This window comes from Nostoc sp. PCC 7107 (assembly GCF_000316625.1).
Taxonomy (GTDB): Bacteria; Cyanobacteriota; Cyanobacteriia; order Cyanobacteriales; family Nostocaceae; genus Nostoc_B.
The window spans coordinates 4,516,034-4,531,858 of record NC_019676.1; the positions used below are offsets into that span (position 1 = coordinate 4,516,034).

The following is a 15,825-nucleotide window of genomic DNA, read 5'->3' on the forward strand; positions in this document are numbered from 1 at the left end:
GCTACACAGACAAAACCCTTGATTTTACGTTATTCCGCGTGGTGCGCCAAGCGCAGCGCAAGCGCGATAGGCGGACTTCGGTTGTATAGCCGCGAATTCCATTTGCTGGGGCTAGGTGCAAGATGTGAATGTAGGGGTATAAGGCTTTTGAATACCTACACCCTGCTCTAAAACCTGAATTTTCCGTTTTTTGCGTCAGTCTTATCAACTAGTACTACGTCTAGGACACAACTTTTTTACTTGTCTTGGCATCTAAAAATGGTAATGTTGCTTCTGTCACTTCAGCGGCATACTCTTCATACATTCCCAATGTGCCAGGAAGTATCAGTGATTGAATATCGGGTATTGCTGCCATCGCGGCCATTTCTTGTTTGGAATAGGGCGGAGCTTGTTCTGCTAAGATGACCAGTACAGGCACAGGTGACGATCGCAGTAGTGTGATGAATTCCTGGCGATCGCTCACTGGATCAAGTCCACCGGTGACAAAGGCCGCAGGGGCAAATCGCGCCCCAGACTGTCGAGTAATCTGCTGCTTCTGCTCAATAAACTCTGGTGTGAGGCGTAACTGATCTGCGTAAACATGTCGCCCATACATGAAACGTAGAAAGCCCTTGGTTGTATTTGCTTGATAGAGCGCTTGACCCACAATCGGGAATCTGACTAGTTGTCTGACGGCTGCTGCTAGTGGTTTGGGTACGCCCATTGTGGGTAAAGGGCCGCGCCAGGTAGGAGCGACTAAAACAATGCAAGAGCAAGCCTGGGGTTGTTGTTGAGCCATTCGCAAGACATAACCCGCTGTATGACCAGCCGCAATTACCGCCACGGGTTCTGAGAAAGTCTGTTGGACAAAGGCCTGAAGCAGCTGCTGTAACAGTTCAGGTTGATAATTTACAGCCGGGCGATCAGATTCACCAAATCCTAACCAATCGAGTGTAACGGCTTGGTAGCGATGGGCAATTCCCTCGGCAATTCCTTGCATTTCGGAACGGCTGGAAACCGTACTAAATGGAGGTAGGAGCAAGACAGGTTTACCTTGACCTATCGTATCGTAAGCGATCGCATAACGCTTTTGATTCCACTCAAATAAAAATTGATGCTTCGTTTTCATCTTGATCCATCCACATTGAATCCATTTGAATTTAATGTAGCTGGAATAAGACAAGACTGACGCACAAAGGTTGTTTGTGAAGAACGGGTGTAAGGGTTTGGAACATTCAACTCCTACCTTCTTCACTCAGCTAAAGGTAACACCAAACGACTAACAACCCGATGATCAGGTAACTGATAAAAATGTAACTCGCCACCCAACTGCTGCATGAGTTGTTGACAAATTAGCAAGTGTAAAATCGGTGGCTGGTTGAGGTAAGTAGAGGCTAGTACATCTTTAGGTATTTGATTTTGCAGTGCTGCCAACAGGTGCGGTTCAATCATGCCATGATCTGTAATTGATAGTTCTAGCAATCTTTCCTCTAAACGGCGACACCAGATGTCTATTCTGCCGCCACTTAGAGAACGGTTACAAGCTACAACTAATAATTCATACAGGACTAATTCAAATTTGACGATATCGCCTGCGATCGCTAACGATGATGGATAACTCGAAGGTTGCAATCCTTTGAGAAAGATTCCACTGTTACCAGAATCTGTATCTGTAGCCGATTGTCCTAAACCATGTACCCCCGCCCACAATTGACGTTGTTTGAGGATATTTTCGACTCGTTCTAGCGATCGCTTCATTAAAGTGGCTATGGGCATGGTTTCAGAACTATGATGCAATTGCCATTGCTCAAGTTTAACTAGGGCTGTCATGGCCGCTGTTGAGTGGTCTAATTGCCGGAGTAAGAGTTTATAGCGCGTCTGTGTCAGTTCATTGCTGGGAATCCCCAAGTCTTCAATCTGGCTTAATAACTGTGTTGCTGTTCTTTGGATTTCCTCTAGGCGACGATGTTTGTACCAATTGAGTTGTCGCAATTCTTGATTTGTGGACTCTAATAATTTGGTGATTTGTTGTTGACGACGCGACCAAGCTAATTGAGTGACTAGTGTTTCTGTTGCATTCAGGCTTTGTTCTGTCCAATATCGTTCTCGCCGATCTGCAACTAATACTACACCTGTGGGGACATAATCAGTGCTAGTGCGGAGTGCGATCGCTAAAACTTGACCAATACCTTGACCATTTAACCATTTTCTGGTTTCTGCTGGTAAATCATCGGCATACACACACACATAATCATCTTTGGTTAATGCCCACTGAATTATAGCTTCAGTCTGGATGGGGATGGGATGATCTGTCACCAGCCCAAATCGACTATCGTGAATGACGCTAGGAATAATTTCTGCAAAATTATCCCCAGGCGACCACGATAACAGCACCACTAAAGGAGAATGGAGAACAGTGGCGATTTGTTCTATGGCTGTGCGTTCTAGATATTTTGCCCCAGACTCAGTTATGTCACTTTGGGCTTTTTCAAGAATACGTAAGCATTTTTGAATACTAGAGAGAATTTGCTGCTGTTGTTTAGTATCTGTTTGTAATTGCCACTGGCGGATAATTACACCAATTTGTTGACCGACAGCCCATAATAATTCTTTTTCTAAGCTGGCCCAACTACGATTAGTTTCATGGGTAATTACTAAAAGTCCGCTGGGTGCATGACCTTGAGTGCAGTTACAAACCAATAGCGATCGCGTTCCATGTTCTAATAACAAAGGTCGCCAATTAAAAAAACGCAAATCTTCTTCTATATTCTGCACCTCTACTGCCGTTTTGGCTGACTTCAACATCTGCTCATCCATGTCTTTGAGCGCATTGAAGGTAACTGTCAACGGACGACGATTTTGTAGTTGGCTTTGAAAAATAATTTGATAACTATGCAGATCAGGGTTGTACTGTAATAGGAAAAAGCGAGTGGCGGCGAAGCGGGTTAAAACTTTAGTTGCACAGTTGCGTAAAGTTGCTTGCAGGTCATCTTCGTGATAAATAGCTTGAGCAACTTGGCTAGTTAATTGAGCATCATCTTGAATTTGCTTGATGGTAGTATCCATCGTTTCGGTAGGTGCAACTAAAGAAATTAGCCCTGCTGCACTTTGGACAAAATTTTTGTCTGCTTCTGTCCAGATGCGCGGTTCATTGGCCTCCACCGCTAAAAAACCCAATAGTTCCTTTTGCCAGAGAATAGGTGCTGCTAATAGCGATCGCACTTGTAAACGTTGCAACACTTTGGCAGTAAAATGACTTTTCAAGGAACTACGCTCATCACCAATCCAAACAATTTGATTAACTGACAAAGCATAATAAAATTCGCTTAAATCTTGTACCGTCATCCCCGCAGATATTTGCTGTTGGCTATTCTGGCGATTGATGTTGGCTAGTTGATTGCTCATCCGACACCAAAAATAACGCCCTTGGCGCTCAAACCAGTAAATGTTTGTCTTGCTAGGGGAGACAAATTGATGTGTTGTTTGGACAACTGCTTTCAGCTTTTGGTCTAAGTTACTGAAAGTACGTAAATTTTCTAATAAATGTAATATTGGCTGATCAAGATGCTTTGTTTGCTGTTGCTGCAAATTCAGTTCGTTTTGATAAAGTACTGCCCCCAGTTCGCCTAAGACCATTAATAAACGAGCTTTGCCATCACCTGGTAACAAATATCCCCAACGTTCTGAACCAAATAATAATAAACCTAAAAAACGGTCTCTGTAGCGAATAGGTAAAATAATCGTTCCCTGAATATTAAATTTTTTGCCAATTTCTTGCCATTCTGCTGCACGAGGTTCCAGGCGCAAATCGGCAACACCCAAGGGTCGCTGTTCAATGACTACCTGTTCTAAAAGGCCGCCAGGATTTAATGTCACCTGTTTGCGTAAAAATTTGGTATCACCATCAGGTGCAACACCGCCTTTACCAATTAATGTATGTTTTGGCAGGTCATATAAAGCAATCCACACCAGATTGTAGTCAAACTGTTCTCTAATATAAGAAATAGTAATATCAATCAAAACATCAACATTATCCTCTTCCCTGAGCGTTTGGAGGACGCGTCCCAAAGCAATGATTGTTTGTTCGGCGGCTATCGGTCTTTGTTGCGGCCCCATTGGATTTTTCGTTGACATCGCTTTTTATATATAAGATGCCCAGAAAAGCCTCCTGAGTTATATGTGGTTAGGCAAAATTAAAGTTATGGGTAAAGCAATTTGTCATAGCTTATTCCTACTTCCAATTCCCTATACTCTTTTTCACATGGATATTTATCAAATTGCTCTTCGTCCACTGCTGTTCAACGTGCTGAAAACGGATGCAGAGTGGCTACATCATCAAGCTATTCGCAGTTTAAGTTGGTTATCACAAGCAAATAACACTCCTGCTGGCTTGGTCAATCAAAGCTTACAGCAGTCTTTGTGTTTGTGTGATCGCCGTCTGGAACAAAATTTATTTGGGCTAAATTTCCCTAACCCCCTGGGTTTAGCAGCCGGTTTTGATAAGGATGGGGTAGGCGCAAAAATTTGGTCTAACTTTGGTTTTGGCTTTGCTGAGTTGGGGACTGTGACTTTTCACCCCCAACCGGGAAATCCTCAACCTCGGTTATTTCGTTTGCCTTTAGATCAAGCTGTTCTTAACCGGATGGGTTTTAATAATCAAGGTGCAGCAGTTATGGCCGCTAGGTTAGCAACACAAAAGGATTTGATTCATACAATACCCATCGGCATAAATCTAGGCAAATCGAAAATTACCCCGTTAGAAGCCGCCGCCGAAGATTATCTCAATAGTTTTCGCTTGCTGAAAGAATTAGGCGATTATTTTGTGGTGAATGTATCTTCACCCAATACACCAGGATTGCGATCGCTCCAAGATGCCGCTATGCTCAGTTCAATCTTGGACGTACTACAAACAGAAAACACTACACATAAACCAGTATTTGTCAAGATAGCACCTGATTTAGAATGGGAAGCGATCGCCGATATTATTGGCTTGGCTAAAACCTACCAACTAGCAGGAATCATTGCCACAAACACCACAATTAGCCGTGATGGACTGAAAACCCAGCTAATTGATCAAACGGGGAAACCACCGCAAGATGAGGCTGGCGGAATTAGTGGTGCGCCATTACGCGATCGCTCCACAGAAGTAATTAAGTTTATTTGGCAGCAAACCCAAGGGCAAATTCCCATTATCGGGGTTGGTGGCATATTTTCCCCAGAAGATGCTTGGGAAAAAATTACTGCGGGAGCCAGCCTAATTCAAGTTTATACAGGCTGGATTTATGAAGGCCCAATGATGGTAAGCCGAATCCTGAATGGTTTACTATCCAAGTTAGAGCAGAACAAATTAAATTCCATCACCGAAGCAGTTGGATTAAAAGTATGAAGTCTGAAAAGTATAGATGCGTAGTAGCTTGCGGCAAGCCGCTGCGCGTCTACATACTTCATAACTCTTCTACGGGAAAGAACTCCTTAGTTTTTTCCGAGAAACTCCAAGCTATACCATCAGGATCGCGGTTGCGTGTCCATTCAGGAAAGTCTGGATCATTGCGCCGTTTGTATACAGTGCTGGAATAAACATTCAATCGTTTCGCTAATTCCGATTGAATCAGAGAGCCAAAAATTAACTGTTTTGCTAAATTTGGTTTTGCTTCTGCATGATTTGCTGGCGGTGCTAATTCAATCTCTGGTTCTAATTCTGCTACTACTGCATGATTTGCTGGCGGCGCTAAAAGCGATCGCGCAGATGTTGTTACAGGTTGAGCCGACAAAGTTTTGACAGGCTCGCTACTGTCAAGGATATTACCCAAAATACTGGCTGTGATAAAGTAATAAACTTCACTACCAGAGCCAGCATTGACTATACTTGCACCAAACTCTGAAGCTTTGCCATCGAGGTAGCGTTTTGCTGTTGGGCCAGGAAAACTTCCCCGAATTGCCAAATCCATTGGTGTAATTTTGCCCTGGTTTTCCCGAACTAATTGATGGAAAACCGGGTTAACTCGCTGACACCATTGTTGCCATTGATATTGTTGCCAGATATTGAAACCAATAATCAAAACAACCAGCGCCAGCAAAAATCTCCAGGTAGAAACCAGGAAAATTATTAAAAACGATATTGGCAAAAGTAGAACGAGAAAACCCTTCCCGCTACTTTCCATTGTTTTTTCACTCATGCCGATTTTTGCCAAGCGAATTTTTTGGGAAATAATTTATTATATTGGCAAAAATTGGGACGTGTTTTTGTATCCTTTGGCAAAATTACGGAAAAATCTTTAAGTGCGATCGCTCATCTGAGCCACTTAACACCCAACCAATCTAGATTTTCGGCAAAAATAGGCAAAAATATTTTCCCTCCCAAACTCTCCTCAGCAAAAACAAAATTTTTACATAAACATTAAGAAACATTTCCCTACTCAAATTCCTTCAACCTCCGCGCCACTCCGCGTAAACCTCAGCGCCCCTTTGCGTTTAAAAATAATCCCTCTCTTCCTCTTGACATTCACAACTACATATACTACATTAATACTACAAGCTGATTTTCCCAAAGGAGTTAGCCTCCGTAGCGGATAGCTCAAATAACAGAGCGCCCACCTTGCCTGTAAAGGCCGACATATCGAGGGTTATCGCAAATAACTTAAACATCCTTGAGAAAAAATTCTGGAGGTGCAGGTGTAAATCCTGCTCCGCTACACCCCAACAAAGTGCTGAGTTAAAAATAATTTTAATCTGGTGGGTAGCTCAATCTGGTAGAGCAATGAACATCCTTAGTTCACAAGCTTGCCTGAAAAGGCTGAAGAATCGAGGATTATCGTTAATTCATGAGTTGTAGGTTCAAATCCTATCCCACCAGCCAAACCTAATTTGAGATTTAATCCAAAATCTCAAATCCAAAATCCAAAATTTTTATGTGGCAGGTAGCTCAGTCGGTAGAGCGCCTAAACATCCTTATTCACCCCTTGCCTGAAAAGTCCGAAGAATGAGGGTTATCGCCTTCCACGCGGGATGTCGCAGGTTCGATTCCTGCCCTGCCACCTTTCATTTTTGCCCGCAAGGGCCGGGAGATGAAACCATGAACTATAAGTTCTTTACCAAAAACAAGACAACCACCCCACAAAATCAGCCCATCCCTGGACGAGAAGCCGAGATGATTCAAGGACGTTCCGGTGGCTGGATGTTTGATGCTGGTTTATGGAAAATGCTGCGGCGTTGTCTGTTAGTTGGGACAGCCCAAAGCACCTACTACGCTGGTAAACAAGAATTAACTGAAGATTTTGTAGCGGTTGTCAACCAAGCTGTTGCCGAAAATCCCCGCCGTGTTGCAGAAGAAATTATCTATGCCAGCGATGGACGCGCTATCAACAACAGCGCACCTATCCTTGCTTTAGTGTTGCTGTCGATGGGTGAACGACCAGAAGCAAAACAAGCTTTTGGTGAAATCTTCCCTCAAGTGATTCGTACAGGTAGCCACTTTTACGAATGGTTGAACTACACCAAATCTTTGCGGGGTTTTGGTAAAGTTGTGCGGGAAGCTGGGAAAACTTGGCTATCACGGGAAGATGTCAAAGGTTTAGCTTACCAACTGTTGAAATATCAACAACGCCAAGGCTTCACCCACCGCGATGCTTTGCGGTTGTTCCACGTCAAACCACCTACAGAAAATCACCGTCAATTATTTGAATGGGTTGTCAGAGGTTGGGAGGAATTACCAACAGAGATACCCTCACAAGCTTTGGCGCAGATTTGGTGGTATGAATGGCTCAAGCGCAACCCTGGGCAAACTCACGAAGCCATTTTGCAAGGACGCTTAACCCACGAAATGGCTGCACCCGTGGGCAATATGGACAAAGCTGCTTGGCAGTTGCTATTTCAAGAAATGCCAATCGGTGCAATGCTGCGTAACCTGGGTTCACTCACGGAACTGGGTGTGTTACGTGCTGACGAAAGCACCAACTTGCAGCGTGTTGAAGGAGTTCTCAACAACAAAGAACATCTGCGTAAAGGTCGCATTCACCCCATTGATGTTTTGAAAGCCCTCAAAACCTACGAGTCTGGCGGTAGACTTGGACGCAGTAAGAAAACTTGGAACCCAGTTCCTCGCATCGTAGACATCTTAGAAAAAGCTGTTGAGTTGTCTTTTGATGTGGTAGAAACCACGGGCAAAGTTTTCATGCACGCTGTAGATGTTTCCGGTTCGATGGGTAGCTTAGTTGCAGACATGGGACTAAGTTGCTGTGAAATTGCCACGACAATGGCACTAGTTACAGCCAAAGCCGAGAAAAACTACATGATTCGCGGCTTTGCTACCGAGTTCCGGGACTTAAATATCACAGCCAAAGATAGTTTTAGTTCAGCGGTGCGTAAAGCCAGCAATCAAAACTTCGGTGGTACAGATGCCTCTGTCGCTTACGACTGGATGATTAAAAATAAGTTCAAAGCTGATTTAGTCTGCTTCTGGACTGACTCAGAAAGCTGGGCGGGTTATCAACATCCCTCTCAAGCGTTGCAGGAGTACCGCAAAAAAGTCAATCCAGATGTTAAGGCTGTATACGTCACTCTGACACCATACCGCATCACCTTGGTAGATCCACAAGATCCACTGTCTTGGGATTTGGCAGGATTTGACCCTGGTACACCTCGCATCATCCAAATGTTAGCGACAGGTGAATTGTAAAAAAATTGAAGCTTGAAGTGTGAATTTTCACACTTCAGACTTCACACTTCATAATTCATGGCGGGTTATCCCTTATTCGCAACTTGCCCTTTCGGGGACGAAGAATGTAGGGTTATCGGTTAACGTCTCTACCATCTCCGGGGACTAGCGGGTTCAATTCCCGCACCCGCCTTTATTCATTCACATAATTTGGCGTTGCTGATTGAGGGGATGATTTTTGTTTCACGCAAAGCCGCAAAGGCGCAAAGAGCAAGAGTTTGAAAATTAGAATTTATGATTTCATCCCGCATTTATGCAACGCCCATAATTTAATTAAAAAACCCGTCTTGGCGGGTTTAGTTTTTGGCGATCGCCAATCATCTCAGCAGACTTCTTGCATAAATATTTTTTGCATCATGTAAAGGTTCTGAGACTTTTGCAACCAGTCTAGAAAATTATTAATTAAACAACGTCCCTAAAAAATTAACAATTGGTTTCCAAAAAAATCCAGTTAAAACATAAGGTGCATATTCCAACAGTGGCAGTTTTTTTGGTTTTGGCTGCTTTAGCGGTAAACACTCGATCAGAAACGGCACAATACAAGTCAATCCGTAAGCTGTGGCTAAGGCTGTACTCAATTGCGGTGGCTCTCCTGGTATAGGGTTATAGTAAATCCCTAGCAAAATAAAGCAGATCATCAAAAACTGTTGCCAGACAAACCAAGACTGAGGCGACAGAAAATAAACTAACTGGGGAAAGCTTTTGTCAATTTTTTGTCGCATTCCTAATAAAACTGCCCAAGTCGCCGCTCCAACAATACCATCACTTTTTAATCCATAAACTCTTTGAAAGCGTTTAACAGCCCTTTCGGTTTCCCAGTCAAAATGTCCATTGGGTACTTTTTTCAGAAATTCTTCTTCATAGAGAATATTTTGTAGTTCTTTAACTGCATCCTTAAGTTCGGATAAATTCTTTTTTTGGCCGCGATAAAGCTTGGGATACAACAAGCAAGCCCATGTCAGAGGCCCAACTACTCCATCTGACACAAGATGATTGCTTTTTTGGAAATCTTTGACTGTTGCATCTGTTTGTAAATCAAATTTACCAGTAATCTCTATCTCTAAACCTTGAGCTTTTAACAGTTCTTGCAGTTCGTTGATTGATTCCTGTACAGACTTGGGGCTAAAGTCTCGGTAAAGTATGGGACGTTTATTAAAGACACAGACTTGTTTTTCTTGAGGAAAATAAAGTCTATCTTGTCTCATACCAAGCAAAAGACTTAAGGATTCCAATATTTTCTTCATGCAAAATTCCCCTTGATTAAGATGTAACAAGAATTGTCAAGACAGTTTTTTGGTGTATGAGAATATATCTGAATATTCCCACTTTGTTAATTAAGCAACATTGATAACTTATTAATTACCCTACTAAATACCAGTTTCAGCAAGTTACACAGTTAAAAATTTGTTAGTGATTTGTTATATTTTTGTAATGAACAATGTTGCTAAAAACTCGTATAGCTAATTCATCCGAAATTTATTCGGTAGAATGTGGCTATTAAGACATTGTTGTCAAAGTTACAGGATGAAATTTATGTCAGGTCAGCTAGAGAATCAAAATCTGTCTAAAACATGGCATCGAAAGCTGGCAAAAGAATGGGAAATAGACCGTATACTGACTGACTTAGAAGCTATAACCAAAAACCGATACAGGCAGAATACTAAGAAAGACTTGCTGTTAGGATTACTTTGTGGACATAGCTTAAAAGAGATTGGTAAATATTTACATAAAAATCATGCTGTTGTCAGAGCCGGATTAAGCAATATCTATCGCGATATTGAAACGTTAACAGAAGAATCTGATAAGACTGTTAAAGCTAGTAATCTTGTTTACATTTTGCAAAAACATGGCTACCGCAAAGGTGTAGAATCATCTTCTAAACATTGCCTCACCATTATTAATAATCTGCCATCGCCAACCTACACAGAATTTATTGGGCGCGAAGCAGATATGAGAATATTACTAGAACGCCTTTTGCCAGATCATGGCGCTCACATGATTACAGTACATGGTATTGGTGGCGTAGGTAAAACAGCATTAGTTTTAGCAGCAGCCTATCTCTGTTTAAAAGCTAGTCGTGAAAATTTGAATCTTGCACCTAAATTTAATGCGATTATTTTCACTTCTGCAAAACAACAAGAACTCATTCCCCACGGAATTTTGCAACGCCAGCAGGGACAGCGTAATCTGCGAGAAATTTTTCGAGAGATTGGTAATGCGCTTGGCGACCCGACAATTATTCAATCTCCTCCCAATGATCAATCTGACCGTGTACGCCAAATTCTCTCTAGACAGCGCACACTATTGATTGTGGACAATATGGAGACGATAGAAGATAGAAGCGGAGTGATTGAGTTCCTTTATAATCTACCGATTTGTGTCAAAGTAGTAATTACTACCCGTGAGCGAATTGCACTGCTACCAATTAGCCTGCAAAATTTGACCGTAGAAGATGGGATGCAGTTAATTCAGCAACAAGCTGGAGAAAAAGGTATAACTATCAATGATCAAGAATCTCAGCTACTCTACAAAAGCACTGGTGGGATTCCTCTAGCAATTGTCTACGCCCTTGGTCAAGTATCGAGTGGTTATTCTCTGAGTTCAGTATTGGCAAAACTAACTAATGCTAGTGGTGATGTGGCTCGTTTTTGCTTTGAACAATCTGTGCAAGGAATTGCTGGACAGCCAGCTCACAAGTTGCTGATGTCACTGGCTATTTTTCCTAACTCTCCAACTCAAGCGGCTGTGGCTGAGGTGGCTGGGTTAACAAATGCACCTGATTCTATCAATGATGGCTTGGCACTTTTGCAGCAACTTTCTTTAGTCAATCAAAATCCAGAGACGAAGCGATATGAAATGCTTTCTCTGACTCGTGAGTATGCTTTGGCAGAATTGAAAGCTAACCCAGATTTTGCTAGAGAAGCGCGGCGGTGTTGGGTAAGGTGGTATTTAGATTTTGCTAATAGTTACGCTGGCGAAGATTGGGAAAAGTCGAAACATTACGAAAGGCTAGAAGTAGAAGAGGTAAATTTGCGGGCTGTACTTTATTGGTGTAGAGATGAAGACCATTATGAAGAAGTGAGAGATTTAGGTTTATTGTTGAATCATTACGCGAATCTTTATGCTTACTGGGACGATCGCCTAGATTGGTGGCAATGGCTTGTGGAACAATCAGAAAGACGGGGTGAATGGTCATTTTTGGTGAAATTCATCATCCGCAAAACTTGGCTATTAATTCGGGAATGTTCCCAGAAGAGTCTTCAAGAAGCTGAAGAAATGTTGCAACGGGCATGGGTGTTACGCGACCATGCAGATTTATGCGATCAAGCTGACTTAGCTGAAAATATCGCCAGGCTCAAAATCAGACGAAAAAATTATGTAGAAGCACGTAAATGGCTGGATATAGAACAGAAGTTAGTAACTCAAGCGAATTTAACTGAGCAGAAACATATCCGTTATTACATTCCTGTACTTTATCATCGGGCAGTTATCTTACACAAAGAAAATAAATATTCCGAAGCGAAAAATCTGTTCCATGAAGTGATGGAATGTGCTAAAAAAATTAACTGGTATCGAGTTATTAATTCGGCTCAAAATTGGCTGGCGGATATCGCAATTGATCAAGGCGATCGCGATGGCGCTCAACAGTTATTAACTAAAGGTGTAACTATCGCTCAAAGAAGCAAAAATAAGCGGCGTTTAGCCCGTTACCAACGCTCTCAGGCGAAATGGGAGAAAAAATGGGGTAGTGCTGATCAAGCTGATAAATTTGCCAGAGAAGCGATAGATGCTTTTGAATATTTAGGTATGATCAAAGATGTTGAAGAAATTCAGTTGTTGCTGAATTAATCTTCATCAGTAATTGCATTTATAATGAAAAAAATTTGCTGCAATGGAATGGTACAGAAGATGATATCGCTGCTAATTTAGTAGAATTGTGTGTACCAAAGCAAGATATTTTTTTAGGTTTTTTATTCACCTTACATGCGTCAGTTTACTGATTATGCGATGAGCTAAAATATTAATTTCTTGAAGTTTACAAAGTTTCTGCTGAACCTCCTAACCAAGGTGTAGTAGGTAAGTCGGAATTATCATTTTGCGGCCAGGTGTCAATATCTTGATAAATAGCTAACTCATCAAGTATTGCTAACACTTCAGATGCTGATTGATAGCGTTGTTTAAAATCATCAAGTACCATTTTTTCCAAAATCTCAGCTAGGGCATCGCTGACAATGGCTTGATTTTTCCATTGCCATTCGCCATCTTCATTTCTAATTTCATGGGGGGCAATTCCGGTTAAGGCGCGAATACCAATCATGCCAATCGCATAGATATCACTACTGTATTGTGGACGACCAAAACATTGTTCGCTCGGTGCGTAACCTCTTGTACCAATGCCAATTGTAAATGGGGCTTGTGCGGAATTTTCAATTTGTGGTACAGATACTTCTTTTACTGCACCAAAGTCAATTAATACCAGCTTGTTATCTGCATGACGACGAATAATATTGCTAGGTTTAATATCTCGGTGAATCACACTATTCTCATGAACAAAGACTAAGATTTGTAATAGTTCTTTGATAATTGCAATAACTATAGTTTCTCTTAAACCTTGACCTGATGGTAGTTCTTTAATCAAGGAATGACCCACTACATATTCCTGAACTAAATAAAACTCATCATCTTGTTCAAAATAAGCCAGTAATTGCGGAATTTGCTGATGAGTTCCCAATCTTTCTAGAGTTGCTGCTTCTGAGTTAAATAAACGCCTAGCAAGTTCTAAACCTTTGGATTGAGGGTTAGCGGGTTTTAGTTGCTTGACAACGCAATTTGGATAACCAGGACGGTGCATATCTTCAGCAATGTAAGTTTCGCTAAATCCACCTGAACCGAGAACTTTGACAATTTTGTAGCGTCCGGCGAGTATTTTGCCTGATACGGCTAAATCCCTTTTCTGGAGTAAATCTTGTAAGTCGTTTTGTTGGCTGATAATTTCTTGAACAACTGGAGAGGTTTTATATTTTTGAAAAATTGTGACTAATTGGCGTGTTCTCAACTTTTCTCTAGCCACTTCTATTCCCAGATAAGACAGTCCATTAAAAGCGATCGCTATCATTGGTATAGCCGTCGGGAAAATTAACTGACCATGTATAAAGCACACATAGCTAATTCCGCCCCAAATACTCGCTACGGCAAAACTGACTAAAAAGCGTTGGAGATTGTGCTTGATTCTGTTGACAATGTAGACTGTACCGCCAACTAAAATCAGCACAAACAATCCTTGCAAAGCTGAACTAGAAATTGCTGGAGCGATCGCTTTATTCTGCATTAAAGTGGCGATCGCATTGGCGTGAATTTCTACACCAGCCATTCTCTCAGGCGGATTAGCAGCCGCGACTGGATGATAATCATTGTTTAGCTTGTCTGTAGAGCCAATAATCACTATCTTGTCTTGAAAAATTCTACCTTGTTGCAAATAGTTATTCCAGTTTTGTGAATCGAGAACGTACCACAAGGGAATCGGCTCAAACGTCTCCGCAGCACCCCAAAAATAAATGCGATTGCCTTTTGGCTGAGGATATTTAATTTGCGCTGCGCCTAAAACAGCTTCATCAAAGGAAGGCGCTTTCTCCATCAACATCCCATTAGCGGCTAATAGTTTGGGAAACTCACTGGCCAATTTGTGAACTTTACCGTCTGCTTCCAGCGGAAAATTGACTGAACCAATAGAAACCCCACCGACTTGAAACATCTCTTGGGGTAGAGTCAGTTGGATAAATGTACCTTGATGGCTGGCAAAATTTTCGTAAAGTGCAGCTAAGGTAACTTTACTGCCATATTTTTTTAATACAGCTTGCAGTTGGCGATCGTCCTCACTACCATAACTACTGGGTGTGTCGAAAACTACATCTAACGCAACAGATTTTGCTCCGGCTTGGATTAACTTTTCGATAATCTGGGCGTATGCAGCACGTTTAAACGGAAAAGATTTCAGTGGTTCTAGGTAGGCATACTGGTGTGGATCTGATTTATAGTACTGTTCGGGAAGTGAGATTGACTGGTCATCGATTGCCAAAATCACGATATCTGCTGGTGGTGCATTCACCCCCCGCAGTTGAAAAAACGCCGACAATATCTGACTCTCCATCAAATTAACCCAGCCCACACCAGAAGCAGTCAGCAATGTTGCTCCGATTGTGGACGCAGCCGCCAAAAAATAACTCACACGAGCTACCAGCTTAGACTGTGATGCTGTTAGAGTTACTTTTGTGGGTTTGCCGGATGCTGTATTGGCAGTAGATAGATGTTTTTTGCTGACGGTAGATGTAGGTTCTTCTGCCATATCGTGTTAATAATTGGTTTACGTACAATTTTATTTACAGCAGAAGTCAGAATTCAGAATTCAAAATAAAAATAGGCTATCTATCTAGTTTTGAAAACTAAATTGTGTACTTCACTCATTGGCAATTCGTTGTATTTAGTCTCCTTCCTAGTAAAAAATATTGAAATAAAACTTAAATGAAAATCTTATACATTTGTAATCTATGTTTTATGACTCTGCACAGTTTACTGAACGAACCTGAATTTGGCAGGCTTTCAACCTGTCACAGGCTGACTTATTTGCTGAGTGAGTTTTAGCAGTGATTGTTTCTTATCTAGAGTGAAACCGAGTTAATTCTCACCTCACAGAGGCAATTTTTTTTAAATATGTCGCTGAAACTTGGTTTGAGAGTGTAAGAGTATAAAGGTGGAGAAAATAGAAAATTTTGCTTTTGTTTCTTGGTTTCCACTCCTGAGTTAAAAATCAACTGTTGTCAGGATATGCCCATTTTGCATTGGATTGCAGCGAGATTTTCACGTCTGGAGACACAATGTGAGCCTCCTAAAAATTATTATCCAGGAAGCTTTGTTGAAAAAGACTTCAGCCTGTTGTGTCAAGGTCTCATTTGCGAAAAAGACTACCATGTTGTTAAAAGTAAAACCTATATGTGGATTAATATACTTGAAATCTCTCCTCCACTTCCCTGTTTCCTCTACTTTCTACATTTGCCTTAACAGATAACTTTACTTAACTCAACTGTATTCATATATGAGCATCAGCCAATATCCTCCTTTCAGACATATACCTTACC

Annotated in this window: 9 protein-coding genes, 2 tRNA genes and 1 pseudogene; 7 read left to right on the forward strand and 5 right to left on the reverse strand. The window is 41.6% G+C overall.

Annotated features, from left to right (window positions below):
• Positions 1–220 precede the first annotated feature (220 nt).
• Entirely contained in the window at positions 221–1,108 is an 888-nt protein-coding gene (locus tag NOS7107_RS19280) for an alpha/beta fold hydrolase (RefSeq protein ID WP_015114623.1), read from the reverse strand.
• Between the two features lie 122 nt (positions 1,109–1,230).
• Positions 1,231–4,113 carry a GAF domain-containing protein gene (locus NOS7107_RS19285; protein ID WP_253274459.1) on the reverse strand — a complete coding sequence of 961 codons (2,883 nt, stop codon included), beginning with the start codon at positions 4,111–4,113 and terminating at the stop codon, positions 1,231–1,233.
• A 127-nt stretch (positions 4,114–4,240) separates the two neighbouring features.
• Here NOS7107_RS19285 and NOS7107_RS19290 point away from each other — a divergent pair, with 127 nt between their 5' ends.
• Positions 4,241–5,365, forward strand: a complete 1,125-nt coding sequence (locus tag NOS7107_RS19290; protein WP_044500988.1) for a quinone-dependent dihydroorotate dehydrogenase — start codon at positions 4,241–4,243, stop codon at positions 5,363–5,365.
• A 58-nt stretch (positions 5,366–5,423) separates the two neighbouring features.
• Here the strand turns inward: NOS7107_RS19290 and NOS7107_RS19295 are convergent, their stop codons facing one another.
• Positions 5,424–6,155, reverse strand: coding sequence for a hypothetical protein (locus tag NOS7107_RS19295; RefSeq protein WP_015114626.1), 732 nt, complete (start codon positions 6,153–6,155; stop codon positions 5,424–5,426).
• 24 nt (positions 6,156–6,179) lie between these two features.
• On the opposite strand from NOS7107_RS19295, the gene NOS7107_RS28690 reads away from it, so the two are divergent.
• The 4 genes from NOS7107_RS28690 to NOS7107_RS19300 all read left to right on the forward strand — a co-directional run bounded on the left by NOS7107_RS28690 (position 6,180) and on the right by NOS7107_RS19300 (position 8,653).
• Positions 6,180–6,380, forward strand: coding sequence for a hypothetical protein (locus NOS7107_RS28690; RefSeq protein WP_157374092.1), 201 nt, complete (start codon positions 6,180–6,182; stop codon positions 6,378–6,380).
• 329 nt (positions 6,381–6,709) lie between these two features.
• Positions 6,710–6,835, forward strand: a tRNA-OTHER gene (locus NOS7107_RS28695).
• A gap of 55 nt (positions 6,836–6,890) precedes the next feature.
• Positions 6,891–7,014, forward strand: a tRNA-OTHER gene (locus NOS7107_RS28700).
• Positions 7,015–7,051: 37 nt separating this feature from the next.
• On the forward strand, positions 7,052–8,653 hold the full coding sequence (locus NOS7107_RS19300) for a TROVE domain-containing protein (protein ID WP_015114627.1): 1,602 nt from the start codon (positions 7,052–7,054) through the stop codon (positions 8,651–8,653).
• Positions 8,654–9,090: 437 nt separating this feature from the next.
• Here the strand turns inward: NOS7107_RS19300 and NOS7107_RS19305 are convergent, their stop codons facing one another.
• A complete protein-coding gene (locus NOS7107_RS19305; RefSeq protein WP_015114628.1) occupies positions 9,091–9,936 on the reverse strand; it encodes a peptidoglycan-binding protein in 846 nt (281 codons plus the stop codon).
• 289 nt (positions 9,937–10,225) lie between these two features.
• Here NOS7107_RS19305 and NOS7107_RS19310 point away from each other — a divergent pair, with 289 nt between their 5' ends.
• Entirely contained in the window at positions 10,226–12,541 is a 2,316-nt protein-coding gene (locus tag NOS7107_RS19310; RefSeq protein ID WP_015114629.1) for an ATP-binding protein, read from the forward strand.
• Positions 12,542–12,567: 26 nt separating this feature from the next.
• Positions 12,568–12,709 (forward strand): annotated as a pseudogene (locus NOS7107_RS28010) (element excision factor XisI family protein); the annotation flags it as partial.
• A 19-nt stretch (positions 12,710–12,728) separates the two neighbouring features.
• Here the strand turns inward: NOS7107_RS28010 and NOS7107_RS19315 are convergent.
• Positions 12,729–15,035, reverse strand: coding sequence for a CHASE2 domain-containing protein (locus tag NOS7107_RS19315; RefSeq protein WP_015114630.1), 2,307 nt, complete (start codon positions 15,033–15,035; stop codon positions 12,729–12,731).
• Positions 15,036–15,825 lie beyond the last annotated feature (790 nt).

What these genes read in the sequence shown, in the direction of transcription:
- NOS7107_RS19280 (WP_015114623.1), bottom strand. Translation starts at nt 1,108, where the DNA reads ATGAAAACGAAGCATCAATTTTTATTTGAGTGGAATCAAAAGCGTTAT.
- NOS7107_RS19285 (WP_253274459.1), bottom strand. Translation starts at nt 4,113, where the DNA reads ATGTCAACGAAAAATCCAATGGGGCCGCAACAAAGACCGATAGCCGCC.
- NOS7107_RS19290 (WP_044500988.1), top strand. Translation starts at nt 4,241, where the DNA reads ATGGATATTTATCAAATTGCTCTTCGTCCACTGCTGTTCAACGTGCTG.
- NOS7107_RS19295 (WP_015114626.1), bottom strand. Translation starts at nt 6,155, where the DNA reads ATGAGTGAAAAAACAATGGAAAGTAGCGGGAAGGGTTTTCTCGTTCTA.
- NOS7107_RS19300 (WP_015114627.1), top strand. Translation starts at nt 7,052, where the DNA reads ATGAACTATAAGTTCTTTACCAAAAACAAGACAACCACCCCACAAAAT.
- NOS7107_RS19305 (WP_015114628.1), bottom strand. Translation starts at nt 9,936, where the DNA reads ATGAAGAAAATATTGGAATCCTTAAGTCTTTTGCTTGGTATGAGACAA.
- NOS7107_RS19310 (WP_015114629.1), top strand. Translation starts at nt 10,226, where the DNA reads ATGTCAGGTCAGCTAGAGAATCAAAATCTGTCTAAAACATGGCATCGA.
- NOS7107_RS19315 (WP_015114630.1), bottom strand. Translation starts at nt 15,035, where the DNA reads ATGGCAGAAGAACCTACATCTACCGTCAGCAAAAAACATCTATCTACT.